Origin of the sequence: Streptomyces sp. NPDC000151 (assembly GCF_040301705.1) — a bacterium.
Taxonomy (GTDB): domain Bacteria; phylum Actinomycetota; class Actinomycetes; order Streptomycetales; family Streptomycetaceae; genus Streptomyces.
This window is the reverse complement of record NZ_JBEPFC010000162.1, coordinates 1-16,233: the sequence shown is the minus strand read 5'-3', so window position 1 is coordinate 16,233 and position 16,233 is coordinate 1. Positions and strand designations below refer to the sequence as shown.

The following is a 16,233-nucleotide window of genomic DNA, read 5'->3' as shown; positions in this document are numbered from 1 at the left end:
CATGGGCCCGCAGGCGGCGGAGCGGGCCATCGGCGCCGCGCTCGGCGCCGGCTCGCCCGCCGCTGCCTCGCCGGTCGTTGCCAGTGGCTTCTGCGCCGGGCTCGCGCCGGGCATGCGCCCCGGTGACGTGGTCGTCGCGGACGCCACCCGCGAGCACCAGCCGGACCGCGCCGAGGCCGTCTGCCGCGACAATGCGCCGCTGGTCGCGGCCCTGAAGGAACGCGGCCTGACCGTGCACTCGGGGCTGCTGCTCGGCAGCGACCACGTCGTGCGCGGCGCCGAGCGGACCGCGCTGCACGCCGCCGGGGCGGTCGCCGTGGACATGGAGTCCGCCGCGACGCTCGGCAGCGCGCTGCGGGCCGGACCCCGCCCCATTGCCGCCGTCCGAGTGGTCGTGGACGCTCCAGAGCATGAACTCGTCCGCATTGGCACGATACGCGGGGGAATATCGGCCTTCCGCGTCTTGCGTGCCGTCCTTCCCGTTTTCTTTGAATGGCACCGTTCTTTGCTGCTCCCCAGGAGGTGAGCCAGATGGCCATGCCGCTCCGTCAGACCATCAGGGTCGGGACCTATCTCTTTGAACAGAAAATGCTCCGGCGGCGTGAGAAGTTCCCGCTCATCGTCGAACTGGAGCCGCTTTACGCATGCAACCTCGCGTGCGAGGGCTGCGGAAAGATCCAGCACCCGGCCGGGGTGCTGAAGCAGCGGATGCCGGTCGCGCAGGCGGTCGGCGCCGTACTGGAGTCCGGCGCTCCGATGGTCTCCATCGCGGGCGGCGAGCCTCTGATGCACCCTCAGATCGATGAGATCGTGCGCCAGCTGGTCGCCAAGAAGAAGTACGTCTTCCTGTGCACCAACGCCATGCTGATGCGCAAGAAGATGGACAAGTTCACTCCCTCGCCGTACTTCGCCTTCGCGGTGCACATCGACGGGATGCGCGAGCGTCACGACGAGTCCGTGGCCAAGGAAGGCGTCTTCGACGAGGCAGTGGAGGCCATCAAGGAGGCCAAGCGCCGCGGCTTCCGGGTCACCACGAACTCCACCTTCTTCAACACCGACACCCCGCAGACCATCATCGAGGTGCTCAACTTCCTCAACGACGACCTCAAGGTCGACGAGATGATGCTCTCGCCCGCCTACGCCTACGAGAAGGCCCCCGACCAGGAGCACTTCCTCGGTGTCGAGCAGACCAGGGAGCTGTTCAAGAAGGCGTTCGCGGGCGGCAACCGGCGCCGCTGGCGGCTCAACCACAGCCCGCTCTTCCTGGACTTCCTGGAGGGCAAGGCGGACTTCCCCTGCACCGCCTGGGCGATCCCGAACTACTCCCTGTTCGGCTGGCAGCGCCCCTGCTACCTGATGAGCGACGGGTACGTCCCCACGTACCGGGAGCTGATCGAGGAGACCGACTGGGACAAGTACGGCCGCGGCAAGGATCCGCGCTGCGCCAACTGCATGGCGCACTGCGGCTACGAGCCGACCGCCGTCCTGGCGACCATGGGCTCCCTGAAGGAGTCGCTGCGCGCCGCCCGCGAGACCGTCGCCGGAAACCACGGGTGACGTCATGACCATTGGTGAGCCTGTCACGTTGGGGCTCCCCGAGGTACCGGCCCGGCCCCTGGCCGTCCGGCGCGTCTCGCGCCGGATCCAGGTCGGGCCGGTGGCCGTGGGCGGGGGAGCGCCCGTCTCCGTACAGTCGATGACGACGACGCGGACCGCCGACATCGGGTCGACGCTGCAGCAGATTGCGGAGCTGACGGCGTCCGGCTGCCAGATCGTGCGGGTGGCGTGCCCGACGCAGGACGACGCGGACGCGCTGCCGGTCATTGCGAAGAAGTCGCAGATCCCGGTGATCGCGGATATTCACTTCCAGCCCAAGTACGTCTTCGCGGCGATCGACGCGGGGTGTGCGGCGGTGCGGGTGAATCCGGGCAACATCAAGCAGTTCGATGACAAGGTCAAGGAGATCGCGAAGGCGGCCAATGACGCGGGGACGCCGATCCGGATCGGGGTGAACGCGGGTTCGCTGGACCGGCGGCTGCTGCAGAAGTACGGCAAGGCCACGCCCGAGGCGCTGGTGGAGTCGGCCCTGTGGGAGGCGTCGCTCTTCGAGGAGCACGGCTTCCGCGACATCAAGATCTCCGTGAAGCACAACGACCCGGTCGTGATGGTCAACGCCTACCGGCAGCTGGCCGCGCAGTGCGACTACCCGCTGCACCTGGGCGTGACCGAGGCGGGCCCGGCCTTCCAGGGCACCATCAAGTCCGCCGTCGCCTTCGGCGCGCTGCTGAGCGAGGGCATCGGCGACACCATCCGCGTCTCCCTCTCCGCCCCGCCCGCGGAGGAGGTCAAGGTCGGCATCTCCATCCTGGAGTCACTGAACCTGCGGCAGCGCCGCCTGGAGATCGTGTCCTGCCCCTCGTGCGGGCGGGCGCAGGTGGATGTGTACAAGCTGGCCGAGGAGGTCACGGCGGGGCTGGACGGCATGGAGGTGCCGCTCCGCGTCGCGGTGATGGGCTGTGTGGTCAACGGCCCGGGTGAGGCCCGCGAGGCGGACCTGGGTGTGGCCTCGGGCAATGGCAAGGGGCAGATCTTCGTGAAGGGCGAGGTCATCAAGACCGTGCCGGAGTCGAAGATCGTGGAGACCCTCATCGACGAAGCCATGAAGATCGCCGCACGCATGGCAGCCGAGGGAGCGGCCACCGGCGCCCCCGACGTCACCGTCGGCTGAACCGACCCCCGGCGGAGCCGTCGGCCGACGACCCCGACGGCTCCGCCGGCAAGAACACAGAGGAGGGGGGACCCAGCATGTCGATGCTCGAATACATCCGGGAACCGCAGGACCTCAAGGAGGTGCCGACGGACCGCCTCGGCGAACTGGCCGCGGAGATCCGCCAGTTCCTCATCCAGGCGGTCGCCCGCACCGGCGGCCACCTCGGCCCCAACCTGGGCGTGGTCGAGCTGACCATCGCCCTGCACCGGGTGTTCGACTCGCCCGCCGATCGCATCCTGTGGGACACCGGGCACCAGTCGTACGTCCACAAGATCCTGACCGGCCGGCAGGACTTCTCCAAGCTGCGCGGCAAGGGCGGCCTGTCCGGGTACCCCTCGCGCGAGGAATCCGTCCACGACGTCATCGAGAACAGCCACGCCTCCACGGTGCTCGGCTGGGCCGACGGGCTGGCCAAGGCCAACCAGGTACTGGGCAGGAGCGACCACGTCGTCGCGGTCACCGGTGACGGCGCGCTCACCGGAGGCATGGCCTGGGAAGCGCTCAACAACATCGCGGCGGCCGACGACCGGCCGCTGATCATCGTCGTCAACGACAACGAACGCTCCTACGCGCCCACCATCGGCGGCCTGGCCGACCACCTCGCCACGCTCCGCACCACCGACGGCTACGAACGCTTCCTGACCTGGGGCAAGGACGTCCTGCACCGCACGCCGGTCGTCGGCAGGCCACTGTACGAGTCGCTGCACGGCGCGAAGAAGGGCTTCAAGGACGCCTTCGCGCCCCAGGGCATGTTCGAGGACCTGGGCCTGAAATACGTCGGCCCGATCGACGGCCACGACATCGAGGCGGTGGAGTCCGCGCTGCGCCGCGCCGCCCGCTTCCACGGCCCCGTCCTGGTGCACTGCCTCACCGAGAAGGGCCGCGGCTACCGGCCGGCGCTGGAGGACGAGGCCGACCGCTTTCATACCGTCGGCGTGATGGACCCGCTCACCTGCGCGCCGGTCGCGCCGCCCGGCCCGCCGTCCTGGACCTCCGTCTTCGGCGACGAGATGGTCCGCATCGGCGCCGAGCGGCCGGACGTGGTGGCGGTCACCGCGGCGATGCTGCAGCCCGTCGGGCTGGGCAAGTTCGCCGCCGCGTATCCGGACCGGGTCTGGGACGTGGGCATCGCAGAACAGCACGCCGCGGTCTCGGCGGCCGGGCTCGCCACCGGCGGCCTGCACCCGGTCTTCGCCGTCTACGCCACCTTCCTCAACCGCGCCTTCGACCAGATCCTGATGGACGTCGCGCTGCACAAGTGCGGCGTGACCTTCGTACTGGACCGGGCCGGCGTCACCGGCACCGACGGGCCCAGCCACAACGGCATGTGGGACATGTCGATCCTCCAGGTCGTGCCGGGCCTGCGGATCGCCGCGCCGCGCGACGCCGACCAGCTCCGCGCCCAGCTGCGCGAGGCCGTCGACGTCGACGACGCGCCGACCGTCGTGCGCTACCCGAAGGAGTCCGTCGGCGAGCCCGTTCCCGCGCGAGAACGCGTCGGGGGAGTGGACGTCCTCGCCCGCGGCGAGCGGGAGGACGTACTGCTGGTCGCGGTCGGCGTGATGGCGCCGGTCTGCCTGGCGGCGGCCGAACTGCTCGCGGCGCGCGGCATCGACGCCACGGTGATCGACCCGCGGTGGGTCAAGCCGGTCGACCCGGAGATCCCGCGGCTGGCCGCGCGGCACGCCGCGGTGGCCGTCGTGGAGGACAGCAGCCGCACCGGCGGCGTCGGCGCCGCGGTCGGCCAGGCGCTGCGCGACGCCGACATCGACCTGCCGCTGCGCACCTTCGGCATCCCCGAACAGTTCCTCGCGCACGCCAAGCGGGGCGAGGTGCTGGCCGACATCGGGCTGACCCCGGCGGAGATCGCGGGCCGCATCGCCGAGAGCCTGCCCCGTACGGACGACCGCGCGGCGGCCGTCGCGGCCGTCAAGGAGAACAACGACGCATGACCGGATTCGACCTCACCAAGCTGCTCGCCGAGCGCGGCGCCGAACGCTACGACCTGCACGCCAAGTACCTCAACCACCAGCTGCCGCGGATGCTGCACACCATCGGCTTCGACAAGGTGTACGAGCGGGCCGAGGGTGCGTACTTCTGGGACGACCAGGGCCGGGACTACCTGGACATGCTCGCCGGCTTCGGCGTGATGGGCCTCGGCCGGCACCACCCCGTCGTCCGGCAGGCGCTGCACGACGTGCTGGACGCCGGGCTCGCCGACCTCACCCGCTTCGACTGCCCGCCGCTGCCGGGCCTGCTCGCCGAAAAACTGCTCCGGTACGCGCCGCACCTGGACCGGGTCTTCTTCGGGAACAGCGGCACCGAAGCCGTCGAGACGGCCCTGAAGTTCGCCCGGTACGCGACGGGCCGCCCGCGCATCCTGTACTGCACGCACGCCTTCCACGGCCTGACCACGGGCTCGCTCTCGGTCAACGGCGAGGACGGCTTCCGCGACGGCTTCGCGCCGCTGCTGCCGGACACCGCCATCGAGCTGGGCGACCTGGACGCGCTGGAGCGGGAGCTGAAGCGCGGCGACGTGGCGGGCTTCGTCGTGGAGCCGATCCAGGGCAAGGGCGTGCACCCGGCCCCGCCCGGCTTCCTGCGCGCCGCGCAGGAGCTGCTGCACAAGCACAAGGCGCTGCTCATCGCGGACGAGGTGCAGACCGGGCTCGGCCGCACCGGCGACTTCTTCGCGTACCAGCACGAGCCCGGCGTCGAGCCGGACCTGGTCTGCGTGGCCAAGGCGCTCTCCGGCGGCTACGTACCGGTCGGCGCCACGCTCGGCAAGGAGTCGGTCTTCAAGAAGGTCTACTCCTCGATGGACCGGGTCCTGGTGCACTCGGCGAGCTTCGGCTCCAACGCGCAGGCCATGGCCGCCGGGCTGGCGGTCCTGACGGTCATGGAGGACGAGGGCATCGTGGCGGGTGCGCGGACCACCGGTGACCTGCTGCGCACCCGCCTCGCCGAGCTGATCCCGAAGTACGAGCTGCTGCACGACGTGCGGGGCCGCGGCCTGATGGTCGGGATCGAGTTCGGCCGGCCCAGATCGCTGGGGCTGCGCGGCCGCTGGACGATGCTCCAGGCGGCGCGCAAGGGGCTCTTCGCGCAGATGGTCGTGGTGCCGCTGCTGCAGCGGCACCGCATCCTCACCCAGGTCTCCGGCGACCACCTCGAAGTCATTAAGCTGATCCCGCCGTTGATCATCGGCGCCGAGGAGGTGGACCGCTTCGTCGCGGCCTTCACCGCCGTCATGGACGACGCCCACACGGGCGGCGGCCTGATCTGGGACTTCGGGCGGACACTGGTCAAGCAGGCGATGGCCAACAGATGAGCTGACTACGGGGGCAAGCGGTGGTGGCACCGACGACGGTACGGGCCGTGAACGCGATGACGGCGCGCTGGGCGCGGGCCGCGGCCGGCGACGGCGGTGGCGCGGAGCGCGGCACCGTCCTCACCGCGGCCGGCGTCTGGCCGCTGCTGGCGCTGCTCACGGGCCCGGCCCACGGCCCGGCCCGCGCCGAGCTGGCCGCCGCCCTGGGAGTGCCCGCCGAATCCGCCGCCGCGGCGGGCCGGGAGCTCCTCGCCGCGCTGGACGCCGCGCCCGGCGTCCGGGCGGCGGTCGGCCTGTGGGCCCGCCGCACACTGGAGCTGCGCCCGGAGTGGCGTGCCGGGCTGCCCCTGGACACCCACGGCGAGCTCACCGGGGACATCGAGACGGACCTGGCGGAGCTGAACGCCTGGGCCGCGCGGCGCACCGACGGCATGATCGGCAAGATGCCGCCGGTCGTCGACCCGGACACGCTCTTCGTGCTGGCCTCCGCGCTGGTGGCCCGGACGACCTGGACCCGGCCGTTCACCGAGACCTCGCTCGCGCCGCAGGCCGGACCGTGGCGCGGGCGCCGGCTGGCCGGCCTGGTCCGCTTCGGCTCCCCGGCCGGTCTCCTCGCGCTGCACACCACGCCGTGGGGCCCGCTCGCCCGGCTGCGCGTCGAGGGCGACAACGGGCTCGACGTGCACCTCCTGCTCGGCCCCGAGGACCGCCCCGCGGGCGAGGTGCTGGACGCCGGGATCGCGGCCCTGGACGGCGCGTACGCCACCACGTACGGAGACGCGCTGCCCGAGGGCGACGCGGTCGGCCCGGGTCTCCGCGTCACCACCGTGCCGAGCTGGGACACGGAGCCGACCCTCGCGGTCCGTTCCGTCGCCTTCACCGTCGATGCCGAGCACGATCTGCTCGGCCGGGCGGCGCTGTTCGGACTGGAGAGCGCGCAGAACGCCGCACGCGGTCACTTCCCCGGCATCAGCGCGTACCCGCTGGCGGTCTCCGCGGCCCGCCAGTCCGCCACCGCGACCTTCGGCGCCCTGGGCTTCCGCGCCGCCGCGGTCACCGCCATCGCCGCGGCCCCCGGTGGCGCGCCGATGACCCCGCCGTACCGGACCCGGCAGGTCGAGGCGCGTTTCGACCGTCCCTTCGGCTTCCTGGCCGTGCAGCGGGACACCGGCCTGGTCCTCGCCGCGGGCTGGGTGGCCCGCCCCGACACACGCTGAAGGGCCGGCCCCTCATGGGTACCGGCCCTTCGAGAGCGCTGCCGCGCGGCCGTCAGTCCTCCAGCAGCCGTTCGCGGAGTCGGCCGCGGGTCTCCGGGGTGAGCTTCAGGCCCTCGGTGAGGTACGTCTCCGTCGAGCCCCAGGTGGACTCGATGGTGTCGAAGGCCGCGTGCAGGTACTCGGCGCGGGCGTCGAAGAGCGGCGCGAGCAGCGCCATGACCTCCTCGGACATGCCGGCCTGCGAGCGGTCGGAGCGGCGCACCTTGTACCGCCGGCGCGGGTCGTTGGACTCCAGGTAGTCCGCCTCGATGGCCTCCCGCTCCACGCCCACCGCGAGCAGCGTGACCGCGATGGACAGGCCCGCGCGGTCCTTGCCGGCCGCACAGTGCATCAGCGCCGGCACGCTCTCCTCGGCTATGGAGTGCAGCACCCGGCTGTGGTCGGCGGTGCGGGTCGAGACGATGTGCCGGTACGTGCGCGCCATCCGGCCCGCCGCCTGCCCGTCGCCCAGCGCCGCGCGCAGCTGGTCCAGCTCGCCGTCGCGCACCATCGCCCAGAACTCCGCGCCGTCGGCCGGGTCGGTGAGCGGGATGTTGACGTGCCGCACGCCGGGCAGGGTGACGTCCGGGCCCTCGAGCTTGATGTCGGCGGCGTTACGGAAGTCGAAGATCGTGTGCAGGCCGAGCGTGCCGAGGAAGGCGGCGTCCGCCTCCGTGGCGTGCGCCAGGTGACCGCTGCGGAAGAGCCGTCCCTGCCGCACCCGCCGCCCGTCGACCGTCGGCAGTCCGCCGACGTCCCGGAAGTTGCGCACCTCTGTGAGCAGGGGCTCGGTCGACCGGACCTGGGGCGGCTGCTGCGTCGTCACGGGCGCGCTCCTTTTACGTCGGCCGCCGACGCTGCTCGTCGGCGAGCGGGCTGTTTCGACCATACGGCACTGGTGCAATAGGCAACTAGCTCGTCCGGCCACTGATCGTGACCGTATGGGGTTGCGGTGGGGGCGCTCGGCGTCCGTCTCGGCGCGGGGCTGCTGTCCACTCGTATTCCGACTTGGGCAGAATTTGACTGAGTGGCGATCATCACCTGTCGTCAACCCATGGTTACGGTGGCGTAGGTCACTCCTGAAGGTGAAGTATGTCCTGACGTGGCAGAGGATTCGAAGAAGATAAGCAGCAGCGAAAGTGACCTGTTCGGGTCGTACGCGGCCGTCGGGGACAGCTTCACCGAGGGCGTCGGCGACCCCGGTCCGGACGGCACGTTCATCGGGTGGGCGGACCGGCTCGCGGTCCTGCTCTCCGACCGCCGCCCGGAGCACGACTTCCGGTACGCCAACCTCGCCGTACGAGGCCGCCTCCTGGACCCGATCGTCGCCGAGCAGGTCCCGCGCGCGAAGGAGCTCGGGCCGGACCTGGTGACGTTCTGCGCCGGCGGCAACGACATCCTGCGGCCCGGCTCCGACCCGGACGACGTTGCCGAGCGCTACGCCGCCGCCGTCGCGGACCTCAAGGAGTCGGTCGGCACGGTCCTGCTGTGCACCGGCTTCGACACCCGTGACATCCCCGTGCTCAAGCACCTGCGCGGCAAGATCGCCACGTACACCGCCCATGTCCGGGCCATCGCCGACCAGTACGACTGCCCGGTCCTGGACCTGTGGTCGCTGAAGTCCGTGCAGGACCGCCGCGCCTGGAGCGACGACCGGCTGCACCTCTCGCCCGACGGGCACACCCGGGTGGCGCTGCGCGCGGCCCAGGTGCTCGGCCTGGACGTGCCGGCCGAGCCGGACCAGCCCTGGCCGCCGGAGACGCGCAGCGCGGCCGACGCCCGTCGCGAGACCATCCACTGGGCGCGCGAACACCTCGTGCCGTGGATCGGGCGGCGGCTGCGCGGCGAGTCCTCCGGCGACCACGTCACGGCGAAGCGGCCCGAGCTGGCGCTGCTGGAGGCCGACGCGGCCGCGCTCGCCCAGGCGGCCGTCCCGGCACAGGCCGCCCGCTAGTACGCGAGGTCCGCCCATACGACCCGGCCCCGGCCGGCGTCGGCGGGCCGTTCGCCCCAGTCCTCGGAGACCGCGCCGACCAGCAGCAGGCCGCGCCCGCACTCCCGGTCCGTGCTGCGCGGCTGGGCCTGCGGCCGGGAGTCGCTGTGCCCCTGGTCGGTGACCGCCACGCGCAGCCGCGCCCCGTCGAGGGTCAGCTCGCAGGAGACCCGCTCGCTGTCGGTGTGCCGCACGGCATTGGTGAACAGCTCCGAGACCACCAGCTCGGCGTCGTCGCGCAGCTGCTCGGTGGCGCCCCATTCCCGCAGCGCGGTCGTGACTCTTCGGCGGGCCTCCGGAACGGAGGTGCGCAGAGCCGGCAATTGGAAGGCGTCGCTGAGGACTTGGACGGCCACGCCGCCGCATCCCCTTAACGATTCCGCGTGGTGGGAGGAAGGCACTCCGCAACTATGTGCGATGTTGAACAAGCTTGGCAAGGACCATTCTGTAAATTGCAGAATCGCCATGACAGTCTGTTCGCGCTTCTGATGGCATGACACACTGCTGAGCACGTAACTCAGTTGGAGGAGATCACAAGTGGTGGACGCACGGTCGGGCGGGGCGCCGACCGTCCTGCGGGTAGTCCTCGGCAAGAGGCTGCAGGACCTTCGCGAGAAGGCCGGACTCTCCTTCGAACAGGCCGCCGAGGCGCTGGACGTCACGCACGCGACCGTACGCCGCATGGAGAAGGCCGAGGTCGGGCTGAAGATCCCGTACGTGGAGAAGCTGCTCGCCACCTACGGCGTCACCGACGCGGAGGAGAGCGAGACCTTCATCGCCCTCGCCCGGGAGGCCAACCGCCCCGGCTGGTGGCACCGCTTCCGGGACGTACTGCCCGACTGGTTCAGCGCGTACGTCAGCCTGGAGAGCGCCGCCAACCTCATCCGCGCCTACCAGCCGCACTACGTACCCGGCCTGCTGCAGACCGAGGGCTACGCGCGCGCCGTGCTGCGCGCCGGGATGCCGCACACCGCCGCCGAGGAGATCGACCGTTCCGTCGACCTGCGCATGGAACGCCAGTCGCTGCTCCGCCGCGACAACGCGCCCATGCTGTGGGCCGTGCTGGACGAGACCGTGCTGCGCCGCCCGGTCGGCGGCGCGGGCGTCATGCGCGAGCAGCTCGACCGGCTGATCGAGGCCACCGAACTGCCCAACGTACGGCTGCAGGTCATCCCCTTCGCCACCGGCCCGCACCCCGCCATGTACGGGCCGTTCCACATCTTCCGGTTCCCCATCCCGGAGCTGCCCGACATCGCGTACGCGGAGAGCCTGGTCGGCGCCGTGTACTTCGATCAGCGCGGCGACGTCTCGCAGTTCCTGGAGGCGCTGGACCGGATGTGCGCGCAGGCCGCGCCCGCACACCGCACCGCAGCCCTTCTGAGTGGCTTTCGCAAGGAGATCTGAACCATGGATCGCATACGCATCTACAACGGCATGCCCGCCAGCGAGCTGGGCAGCGAGGGCTGGCACAAGCCGTGGAGCGGCGGCAACGGCGGCGAGTGCGTCGAGGCGATGAGACTCAAGGACGGCCGGGTGGCGCTGCGCCAGTCCACCGACCCCAACGGCCCGGCACTGATCTACACCCACGGCGAGATCGAGAGCTTCATCCGGGGCGCGAAGGCCGGCGAGGCGGACTTCCTGCTGCACGCGGCGCCCGGCGGCTGCGGGAACCGGAGGACGGCATGAGCGACCGGACCTGCCCGGCGGGCCAGGACTTCCCCGCGGACCCGGACGTCCCGGTGGAGCACAGCCCCCTGACGGGCCACAGCCTGCCGCCGGAACAGGGCTTCACGGCGGACGAGATCGACACCAGCAGGCCGCATCCCGCGCGGATGTACGACTACTACCTCGGCGGCTGGGACAACTACGAGACCGACCGCGAGGCCGCCGACAAGGTCATCCGCGCCCACCCGCAGGTCCGCGACAGCGCCCGCGCCAACCGCGCCTTCATGCAGCGCGCCGTACGGGACGCGGCGGGCGCCGGCATCCGGCAGTTCCTCGACCTCGGCACCGGCATCCCCACCTCGCCCAACACCCACGAAGTGGCCCGCGCGGCCGCCCCGGACGCGCGGGTGGTCTACGCCGACAACGACCCGATCGTGGCCACCCACGCGGGCGCCCGGCTCACCAACACGCCGGGCACCGGCTTCGTCCTCGGCGACGTCCGCCACCCGAAGACGCTGCTCGCCGACCCGGCGGTCCGCTCGCTGATCGACTTCGACCGGCCGGTGGCCGTGCTGCTCGTCGCCGTACTGCACTTCCTGCGCGACGACGAGGACCCGGCCGGCGTGGTCGCGGCGCTCGCCGGCGCACTGCCCGCCGGCAGCCGGCTGATCCTCTCGCACGCCACGGGCGAGCCGTACGAGGAGTACGCGGCAGGCCGCACGGACGAGGCGGCGCGGGACGGCGTCCTGAACGTCTACAAGAACGCCACCGCCACGCTCAACCTCCGCGACAGGGCCGCGGTCCAGCGGCTCTTCGGGCCGTTCCGGCTCCAGGAGCCGGGCGTCGTCCGGGTCCCGCTGTGGCGCCCGGACGGCCCGGTGCCCACCGCCGAGGAGATCAACAACACGATCTTCTACGGCGGGGTGGGCATCAAGGAGTGAACCTCACGGAGTGAGCGAAGGGGTCCGCACCTCCGTAGCGGGCTCCTCCTCTTCCTCCGCCGCCGCCAGCAGTTCGGCCGCCGTGATGAGCGCGGTGTGCGTGCCCTCCGACGTACAGGCGTGCGCGCCCGCGACCGTACCCAGCCGGGCGCACTCCTCCAGGTCGTGCCCGGCCAGCCGGCCGTGCAGGAAGCCGCACACGAATGCGTCGCCCGCGCCGTTGCTGTCCACCACCGGCGCCCCCGGCACGGCCGCCGGGACGTGCCGCGGGGTGGAGTCGTCCGGCGTGAGCAGATACGCGCCGCCCGCGCCCGCCGTGGCGATCACCGCCTCGGCCCGGCCCTCGCGCAGGATCTCCCGCATCACCGCGCCGATCCGCTCCCCGGCGCCCGCCGCGCTGAGGAACACCAGGTCCGAGCGGAGCGCGAACTCCCGGTGGTGGTCGGCCAGCCCGTCCCAGTCGTGCAGGTCGGTGGAGACCGGTACGCCCAGCTCCGCGATGTCGTCGAAGAGGAACCGCGCGAAGTGCATGATCGACAGATGCACGTGCCGGGTCCGGCGGAGATACGGGAAGTAGTGGTCCGCCGGCATCCGCAGATCGAGCGGGTCCCGGCCGTCGTAGAAGGACGTGCGGCGGCCGTCGGGGGAGACGAGGTTGACCGCGCGGCGGGTCCCGTGCGGGGAGGTCAACGGATCGAAGTCGACGCCGGTGCCCTTCAGCCGCTCCCTGACCAGCTCGCCCTCGTGGTCCGCACCGATGAAGTCCACGAACGCGGTGGACAGCCCGAGCGCCGCACAGCCGAGCGCGACGCCCGTGCCCGTATGCCCGGCCCATTCCCGGATCGGCGGCACGGCGAAGGAGTCGGCCTGCGGAACCGGCAGTGCGCCGACCCGGACGATCGTGTCCACACCCGATCCGCCGACGACCAGCACGTCGTACGGCTGCGTCGGCCGGGTGTCCTGGTGGAGTCCCTGCTGGAATGTCACAAGTGTCCTTGAATCCCTGGCTGGTGAGACCGATAACGGCCCATTGGGGCCGCTTCGGGGAGTGTAGACGCCACGCACCCCGCGCAACGGCAAGTCACTACCCCGTCACCCGCCGGGACGTGCGCGCCGCCGCCCCCACCACCGCTTTCCGGACAGCTCCCGCGCCGCACCCGCCCCGTGCGGTCCGCCCTGCGGGCCCGCCCCCGCGTGCTGCTCAGCGCGCGGGACCCGCTCCCACGGGCCGCCGGGCGCGGCGCCACTTGGCCGATACCCGACTCCACGCGGCCCGAGGGATGATGGAGACATGGAGGGCGAAGCGGACGGACTGTTCCCGCGCGAGGTGTTCCCGCGCGAGCGGACGGAGGTGGCGCCCGGCGCGGTACACGTGCCGGACTGGCTGGACTCGGAGGAGCAGCGGGAGCTGCTGGCGGCGTGCCGGGGGTGGGCCATGCCGCCGGCCGGGCTGCGGACCGTACGGACACCGGGCGGCGGCGTGATGTCCGTCCGTCAGGTCTGCCTCGGCTGGCACTGGAGCGCGGTGCCCCGCTGCCCGGACTGCGGCCGCGCGGTCCGCGAGAACCCCGGCTGCCCGGGCCGGCACTCCTACCCGTACGCCTACACCCGTACCGTCGTGGACGGCGACGGCGCGCCCGTGAAGCCCTTCCCCGAACGGCTCCGCGCGCTCGCAGACCGGGCGCTGCGGGCGGCGTACGGCGCCGGGGACGGCGCGGCGCCGTACGCGGCCGACGAGCCGTACGACATCGCGCTGCTCAATTTCTACGGCGACGACGCCCGGATGGGCATGCACCAGGACATCGACGAGCACTCCGCCGCGCCCGTGATCTCCGTCAGCCTCGGCGACACCTGCGTCTTCCGGTTCGGCAACGCCGAGCACCGCAACCGGCCCTGGACCGACGTCGAGCTGCGCAGCGGCGACCTCTTCGTGTTCGGCGGCCCGTCCCGGTGGGCGTACCACGGCGTGCCCCGCACCGCCCCCGGCACCGCGCCCGCAGCGCTCGGCCTGAAGGGCCGCGTCAACCTCACGCTGCGCGTCGGCGCCCTGGAGCGGGCCGCCCGCTGAAAAAGCGGATGCGCACCCGCCGGGACCGGCGGCACGCTGGACCATGAGCTGGACGACGACGGACGACCTCGACACGTTTCTGACCGCCGCGGGCGGCTTCCTGCGCGCTCGCCCCGCCGAACACACGGTGCTGCTCGGCGTCACGGCCACGCTGGCCGCCTCGGGCCCGGCGGCCTACGGTGACCGGCCACCCCGGTACGGCTGGTGGCGCGACCCGGACGGCCGCATCACGGGCGCCTTCCTGTGGACCGCGCCCCGCCCGCCGGTGCTCTCGCCGATGCCGGACCGGGCCGCCGCCGAGCTCCTGGACGTCCTCGCGGCCGGGCCGCTGCCGGTCGGCGGGGTCAACGGCGCGCGGCCCGCCGCCGACGCGTTCACCGCCGCCTGGGAGCGCCGCACGGGCCGCGCCGCGCGGCTGAGGACCCACCTGCGGCTCTACCGCCTGGATGAGCCGGCCCCGCCGGACCCGGCGCCGCGCGGCAGCGCCCGTACCGCCACCGCAGCCGACCGCGGCCTCCTCGTGGACTGGTGGGGCGCGTTCGCGCGCGAGAGCGGCGGCGGCGAGCCGGACGGGCACGACCGCGCGGTCGACGACCGGCTGTCCTACGGAGGGCTCACGCTCTGGGAGGCCGACGGGCGCCCGGCGTCCCTCGCCGGCGTCACCCGCACGGTCGGCGGCATGGCCCGGGTCGGCCCCGTCTACACCCCGCCCGCGCTGCGCCGCAACGGCTATGCGGCGGGCGCCACGGCCGCGGTGTCGCGGGGCGCGCTCGCGGCCGGCGCCGAGCAGGTGCTCCTCTTCGCCGACGCCGCCAACCGCACCAGTACGGCCCTGTACGAGCGGCTCGGCTACCGGCCCGTCGGCGAGCACCGCCGCTACGACTTCCCGCAGGCCACACCGTCCCCGTAAGGCACTCGGTGCCCACCCGGACCGGACTTCCCTCCTCCGCCACGACTTCTCCGCCGTCCGACTGGGTAGCGGTCCCCCGTCCGGCGGTACGCGGAATGCCCGGGCCGGTCGCGCGGTTGTCCGTTGAGGGTGATGGTGTTGTGTCCGGGCGGTGCGACACCGCGGTCGTGGCCGACCGCCCGGTCCCGGGGACCGGCAGCCGGCCGGCCGCCGGGCCCGCAGACCGCCGACCGTCCCGAACCTGGAGGTGTCGTGACCGCTCCCCGCTCTTGGCGCATGAGTACCGGCTCGTGGCGCACCGCCGCATTCGGCGCCGTGCCCACAGGAGAGCGCCTGGCCAGGATCCGCCGCTCCCCGCAATTCGTGGACGGACAGTTCCGCAACCCGGTCGTCACCCGGCAACTGCTCCAGGGCTCGACCCTGCCCATGGTCCGTACGCAGCTGAGCAGGGACGGCCGGCTGCGCAGGGCGCCCGTGGGCGAGATCCCGGTGCACCGCCCGACCGCCGCCGATTGGGCCCGGCCGCCCGCCTCCGGGCTGCGCATCACCTGGATGGGTCATTCGAGCGTGCTGGCGGAGATCGACGGGCAGCGGGTGCTGTTCGACCCGGTCTGGGGCGAGCGCTGCTCGCCGTTCACCTGGGTCGGCCCGCGGCGGCTGCACCCCGTGCCACTGCTGCTGAAGGAGCTGGCGCCGGTCGACGCCGTCGTCATCTCGCACGACCACTACGACCACCTCGACATGCCCACCATCCAGGGCCTGATCGCCACCGGCACCGCCTTCGTCGTGCCGCTCGGCATCGGCGCCGACCTGGAGTACTGGGGCGTACCGCCGGAGCGGATCACCGAGCTGGACTGGCACGAGTCGACGCGGGTGGGCGAGCTGACGCTGACCGCCACCCCGGCCCAGCACTTCTGCGGGCGCGGACTGCGCGGCCCGCAGCACACGCTGTGGGCGTCCTGGGTGGTCGCCGGGCCCGAGCACCGCGTGTACCACAGCGGCGACACCGGCTACTTCGGCGGCTTCGCGGAGATCGGGGAGGCGCACGGCCCGTTCGACGTCACGATGATCCAGATCGGCGCGTACAGCGAGGAGTTCTGGCCCGACATCCACATGACGCCCGAAGAGGGCCTGCGCGCCCACCTCGACCTCGGCGGCGGCAGCCCCGAGGGCGTCCTGCTGCCGATCCACTGGGGCACCTTCAACCTCGCGCCGCACCCGTGGGCGGAGCCGGCGGAGCGCACGGCAGCGGCCGCGCTGGCGGCCGGCGCGAAGCTCGCGGCGCCGGTGCCCGGCAAG

At 72.5% G+C, this 16,233-nt stretch carries 16 protein-coding genes; 13 read left to right on the top strand and 3 right to left on the bottom strand.

Annotated features, from left to right (window positions below; all coding sequences use genetic code 11):
• From ABT381_RS30635 to ABT381_RS30610, 6 genes are all read left to right on the top strand, one after another.
• Positions 1-526 (top strand): phosphorylase family protein (locus ABT381_RS30635; RefSeq protein WP_351599904.1); only part of this gene is annotated, 526 nt, incomplete at its 5' end.
• 5 nt (positions 527-531) lie between these two features.
• A complete protein-coding gene (gene hpnH / locus ABT381_RS30630; protein ID WP_351599902.1) occupies positions 532-1,557 on the top strand; it encodes an adenosyl-hopene transferase HpnH in 1,026 nt (341 codons plus the stop codon).
• Positions 1,558-1,561: 4 nt separating this feature from the next.
• Positions 1,562-2,728 (top strand): flavodoxin-dependent (E)-4-hydroxy-3-methylbut-2-enyl-diphosphate synthase, encoded by a 1,167-nt coding sequence (gene ispG / locus ABT381_RS30625; RefSeq protein ID WP_351599900.1) that lies wholly within the window; start codon positions 1,562-1,564, stop codon positions 2,726-2,728.
• 77 nt (positions 2,729-2,805) lie between these two features.
• On the top strand, positions 2,806-4,722 hold the full coding sequence (gene dxs, locus ABT381_RS30620) for a 1-deoxy-D-xylulose-5-phosphate synthase (RefSeq protein WP_351599898.1): 1,917 nt from the start codon (positions 2,806-2,808) through the stop codon (positions 4,720-4,722).
• Complete coding sequence (locus tag ABT381_RS30615; protein WP_351599896.1) at positions 4,719-6,101, top strand: aspartate aminotransferase family protein; 1,383 nt, start codon at positions 4,719-4,721, stop codon at positions 6,099-6,101. Before dxs ends, ABT381_RS30615 begins: the two co-directional genes overlap by 4 nt.
• 56 nt (positions 6,102-6,157) lie before the next feature.
• Positions 6,158-7,318 (top strand): serpin family protein, encoded by a 1,161-nt coding sequence (locus ABT381_RS30610; protein WP_351599908.1) that lies wholly within the window; start codon positions 6,158-6,160, stop codon positions 7,316-7,318.
• Between the two features lie 52 nt (positions 7,319-7,370).
• Here the strand turns inward: ABT381_RS30610 and ABT381_RS30605 are convergent, their stop codons facing one another.
• Positions 7,371-8,183, bottom strand: a complete 813-nt coding sequence (locus ABT381_RS30605) for a tyrosine-protein phosphatase (protein WP_351599894.1) — start codon at positions 8,181-8,183, stop codon at positions 7,371-7,373.
• A 276-nt stretch (positions 8,184-8,459) separates the two neighbouring features.
• Here ABT381_RS30605 and ABT381_RS30600 point away from each other — a divergent pair, with 276 nt between their 5' ends.
• Complete coding sequence (locus tag ABT381_RS30600; RefSeq protein ID WP_351599892.1) at positions 8,460-9,311, top strand: SGNH/GDSL hydrolase family protein; 852 nt, start codon at positions 8,460-8,462, stop codon at positions 9,309-9,311.
• Here the strand turns inward: ABT381_RS30600 and ABT381_RS30595 are convergent.
• Positions 9,308-9,706, bottom strand: a complete 399-nt coding sequence (locus ABT381_RS30595) for an ATP-binding protein (RefSeq protein WP_351599890.1) — start codon at positions 9,704-9,706, stop codon at positions 9,308-9,310. The genes ABT381_RS30600 and ABT381_RS30595 overlap by 4 nt on opposite strands.
• Positions 9,707-9,887: 181 nt before the next feature.
• On the opposite strand from ABT381_RS30595, the gene ABT381_RS30590 reads away from it, so the two are divergent.
• From ABT381_RS30590 to ABT381_RS30580, 3 genes are all read left to right on the top strand, one after another.
• On the top strand, positions 9,888-10,754 hold the full coding sequence (locus ABT381_RS30590) for a Sco1979 family transcriptional regulator (protein ID WP_351599888.1): 867 nt from the start codon (positions 9,888-9,890) through the stop codon (positions 10,752-10,754).
• A 3-nt stretch (positions 10,755-10,757) separates the two neighbouring features.
• Entirely contained in the window at positions 10,758-11,036 is a 279-nt protein-coding gene (locus ABT381_RS30585; RefSeq protein ID WP_351599886.1) for a DUF397 domain-containing protein, read from the top strand.
• Between the two features lie 146 nt (positions 11,037-11,182).
• Positions 11,183-11,956: an SAM-dependent methyltransferase gene (locus ABT381_RS30580; RefSeq protein WP_467754442.1), complete on the top strand. Its 774-nt coding sequence runs from the start codon at positions 11,183-11,185 to the stop codon at positions 11,954-11,956.
• Between the two features lie 3 nt (positions 11,957-11,959).
• Here the strand turns inward: ABT381_RS30580 and ABT381_RS30575 are convergent, their stop codons facing one another.
• Entirely contained in the window at positions 11,960-12,943 is a 984-nt protein-coding gene (locus ABT381_RS30575) for a carbohydrate kinase family protein (protein WP_467754431.1), read from the bottom strand.
• Between the two features lie 304 nt (positions 12,944-13,247).
• On the opposite strand from ABT381_RS30575, the gene ABT381_RS30570 reads away from it, so the two are divergent.
• The 3 genes from ABT381_RS30570 to ABT381_RS30560 form a co-directional block, all read left to right on the top strand.
• Positions 13,248-14,024, top strand: coding sequence for an alpha-ketoglutarate-dependent dioxygenase AlkB family protein (locus ABT381_RS30570; RefSeq protein ID WP_351599882.1), 777 nt, complete (start codon positions 13,248-13,250; stop codon positions 14,022-14,024).
• A 43-nt stretch (positions 14,025-14,067) separates the two neighbouring features.
• Positions 14,068-14,934, top strand: coding sequence for a GNAT family N-acetyltransferase (locus ABT381_RS30565; protein WP_351599880.1), 867 nt, complete (start codon positions 14,068-14,070; stop codon positions 14,932-14,934).
• Between the two features lie 276 nt (positions 14,935-15,210).
• Positions 15,211-16,233, top strand: a 1,023-nt coding sequence (locus ABT381_RS30560) for an MBL fold metallo-hydrolase (RefSeq protein WP_351599878.1), incomplete at its 3' end; no start/stop codon positions are given.

Coding starts and splice junctions, on each gene's coding strand:
- hpnH (WP_351599902.1), top strand. CDS start 532: ATGGCCATGCCGCTCCGTCAGACCATCAGGGTCGGGACCTATCTCTTT.
- ispG (WP_351599900.1), top strand. CDS start 1,562: ATGACCATTGGTGAGCCTGTCACGTTGGGGCTCCCCGAGGTACCGGCC.
- dxs (WP_351599898.1), top strand. CDS start 2,806: ATGTCGATGCTCGAATACATCCGGGAACCGCAGGACCTCAAGGAGGTG.
- ABT381_RS30615 (WP_351599896.1), top strand. CDS start 4,719: ATGACCGGATTCGACCTCACCAAGCTGCTCGCCGAGCGCGGCGCCGAA.
- ABT381_RS30610 (WP_351599908.1), top strand. CDS start 6,158: ATGACGGCGCGCTGGGCGCGGGCCGCGGCCGGCGACGGCGGTGGCGCG.
- ABT381_RS30585 (WP_351599886.1), top strand. CDS start 10,758: ATGGATCGCATACGCATCTACAACGGCATGCCCGCCAGCGAGCTGGGC.
- ABT381_RS30580 (WP_467754442.1), top strand. CDS start 11,183: ATGTACGACTACTACCTCGGCGGCTGGGACAACTACGAGACCGACCGC.
- ABT381_RS30570 (WP_351599882.1), top strand. CDS start 13,248: ATGGAGGGCGAAGCGGACGGACTGTTCCCGCGCGAGGTGTTCCCGCGC.
- ABT381_RS30565 (WP_351599880.1), top strand. CDS start 14,068: ATGAGCTGGACGACGACGGACGACCTCGACACGTTTCTGACCGCCGCG.